3 protein-coding genes are annotated in these 2,697 nt (G+C 69.0%); 2 read left to right on the top strand and 1 reads right to left on the bottom strand.

The features are described from left to right. Positions 1-168 precede the first annotated feature (168 nt). Entirely contained in the window at positions 169-492 is a 324-nt protein-coding gene (locus AC1DQP_RS19185) for a hypothetical protein (protein ID WP_457319140.1), read from the top strand. Between the two features lie 15 nt (positions 493-507). Here the strand turns inward: AC1DQP_RS19185 and AC1DQP_RS19180 are convergent, their stop codons facing one another. Next, positions 508-1,290: a polysaccharide deacetylase family protein gene (locus tag AC1DQP_RS19180; protein ID WP_478052270.1), complete on the bottom strand. Its 783-nt coding sequence runs from the start codon at positions 1,288-1,290 to the stop codon at positions 508-510. Positions 1,291-1,347: 57 nt separating this feature from the next. Here AC1DQP_RS19180 and grxD point away from each other — a divergent pair, with 57 nt between their 5' ends. Further along, complete coding sequence (grxD, locus tag AC1DQP_RS19175; protein ID WP_457319142.1) at positions 1,348-2,274, top strand: Grx4 family monothiol glutaredoxin; 927 nt, start codon at positions 1,348-1,350, stop codon at positions 2,272-2,274. The last annotated feature ends 423 nt before the right edge of the window (positions 2,275-2,697 follow it).

Below are 2,697 nucleotides of genomic sequence, written 5' to 3'. Positions count from 1 at the left end.
CCGGCGTACTGGCGCTGGGCCTGGCGGTCACCCTGCTGCTGGCGCAGCTGTCGCTGGGCAGCTGGATGCGCCAGCAGTGGCAGCACTCGCACCCGCTGGCCGGCAGTCCCGGCAGCCTGACCCAACGGGCCTGAGCCCGCCTCGACACGTTCCTGATCAGGAGTTCCCATGCAACACCGTCATTCCGGTCTCGGCATCGCCTCGTTCATCCTGTCGCTGGGCGGCGGGGGGCTGTTGTTCCTGCTGATCGTGGTGGCCGGCTACGCCGAGATGAGCACGCCCGGCGGGCTGGATGAAAGCGCGCCGACCACGATGCTGCTCGGGCTGGGCATCCTTGGCGCGGGCGTGCTGGAGGTCGTGGCGGTAGCGCTGGGTATCGCCGGGCTGCTGCAACGCGACCGGCGCACGCTGTTCGCCATCCTGGGGCTGGTATGCGCCGTGGGCACCCTGCTGGGTACCGGCGGGCTGATGGTGCTGGGTGCGATCGGCTGAGTGCAGCGCCGACCGTTACGCCGCGTCCGGCAACGCCGCCGTCAATCCACGATCCTGCAAGGCCTGCAGCACCGACTCGATGATGACCAGGTTGTGCCCGTGCGCGGCGCCTTCGTGCAGGAGCACGATCGCCCCGGGGCCGAGCTGGCCGACGATGCGCTCCACCACCGCCTGCGGCTGGCAGTCCACGCCGTCGTAACCGCGCGCACTCCAGCCCACACGGGTCAGCTGCCACTGCTGCAGCGCGGGAGCCACGAACGGGTTGGTCATGCCCACCACCGAGCGGTACCAGCGCGGCGGCTGTCCGGCGATGGCGGTCAGCGTCTGCTGGCACTGGCCGATCTCAGCGGCCATCGCCGCCCGCCCCAGCCGCCAGAACCGTGTCTGCGGGTGGCGATGGCTGTGGTTGCCCAGGGTGTGCCCGCGGGCAAGCATCTGCCGCACCAGCTCGGGCTGGGCCAGGGCCCGCTCGCCGACCAGGAAGAAGGTCGCCTTGGCCTGGTAGCGGTCGAGCAGGTCCAGCACGGCCGGGGTTTCGGCCGAGGGGCCATCGTCGATCGTCAGCCACACCCGCGGCGCCCGGCCCGGCAAGCGGCTGAGCACCGGCGCGTAAAAACGGCTGTTGGGCAGGAACACCGGCACCAGGAACAGCGCGTGCGAGGCCACCATCAGCGCCAGCCCGACCGCCCAGCCCAGCTGGACCCACGCCAGGACCACCAGCACCTGCGACAGCAGCAGCCACGGCAGCCAGCGCCAGGGGCGCAGGGGAATGCGATGCAACGTTTCCGGTACGGTCATGCCCCATGATGCCATGCCGCGTAGAATGTCCGGTTCCAAATGCCGGACCCGACTGCCATGTCCCTTGATCCCGCCCTGCGCTCGCGCATCGAATCCATCCTCAACGCCAACCGCGTCGTGCTGTTCATGAAGGGCCAGCCGAGCATGCCGCAGTGCGGTTTCTCGGCCAAGGCGGTCGGGGCGCTGCAGGACCTGGGCGTGGCGTTCGACCACGTCAACGTGCTGGCCGACGCCGAGATCCGCGAAGGCATCAAGGCCTACGGCGACTGGCCGACCATCCCGCAGCTGTACATCGACGGCGAACTGGTCGGCGGCAGCGACATCATTCTGCAGATGGCCGGCAGCGGGGAGCTGAGCAGCGTGCTCGGCCTGGCCGCCCCGGACCGCACCCCGCCGTCGATCACCGTGACCCCGGCTGCGGTGGAAATGCTGCGCGGTGCGCTGGCCGATTCACCCGGTGCCTCGCTGCAGCTGGGCATCGATGCGCGCTTCCAGCCGAACTTCCAGCTGGCTCCGCACGATGACAACGCGATCGCCGCCGAGTCCAACGGCCTGCGCGTGCAGTTCGATCTGGCCAGCGCGCGTCGCGCCGACGGCATCACCATCGACTGGGTGGACGATATCCGTGGCAAGGGCCTGGCGATCGATAACCCGAACGCGCCCAAGGCGGTGCAGGAGCTGGCGGTGCGCGACGCGGACGACCAGCTGCGTGCCGGCAGCCTGATCGTGGTGGACGTGCGCCCGGCCGACGAGCGCGCCATCGCCGCGATCAACGCCCCGTTCGAGACCTTCGACGGCGACAACCGCGCGCGCCTGGAAGCGCTGCCCAAGGACACCGCGCTGGCTTTCCTGTGCCACCACGGTGGCCGCAGCGCCCAGGCCGCCGAGCAGTTCCGCGCCCTGGGTTTCAGCAAGGTCCACAACATCACCGGCGGCATCGACGCCTGGTCGAACGAGGTGGACAACAGCGTGCCGAAGTACTGATCGTCGGTTGCGATGTGTTGAAAAAAAACGCCGGCATTGCCGGCGTTTTTTTTGTTCTTTCAACAGCCAGGCACGTTGTCTGGCGATCCTGCTGGGTGGGCGGGGGTGTGTGGGTTCGCGGGACACGCCGTAAATCCGTCCCTGGAGGCTCGCGTGTGCCATCCATGGCACACGACGGTCCCGCGAACCCACACACCCCCGCCCCAGACAGATGGCTGGTGGCCATGGCAAAAGCAACGCATTGCCGCCAGCACGCGAATGATCCGAATGATCCGGATGGCTCGTAGGGCTCGAGGGGCTCGAGGGGCGCGAACGGCGCGAACGCGTCCGCTCTTCCTTTGCGCACCMGCACACTGTCAAARGGTGGGTACGGGTGGGTTGGCGGGACCGTCGKGCGCCATGGATGGCGCACGCGAGCCTCCA

It is taken from the genome of Stenotrophomonas sp. P5_A8 (assembly GCF_056400545.1).
This window is presented reverse-complemented; position numbering and strand designations above follow the sequence as displayed.

Bases quoted from the DNA above. Each gene is read 5' to 3' on its own strand.
- AC1DQP_RS19185 (WP_457319140.1), top strand. From the start codon at position 169: ATGCAACACCGTCATTCCGGTCTCGGCATCGCCTCGTTCATCCTGTCG.
- AC1DQP_RS19180 (WP_478052270.1), bottom strand. From the start codon at position 1,290: ATGACCGTACCGGAAACGTTGCATCGCATTCCCCTGCGCCCCTGGCGC.
- grxD (WP_457319142.1), top strand. From the start codon at position 1,348: ATGTCCCTTGATCCCGCCCTGCGCTCGCGCATCGAATCCATCCTCAAC.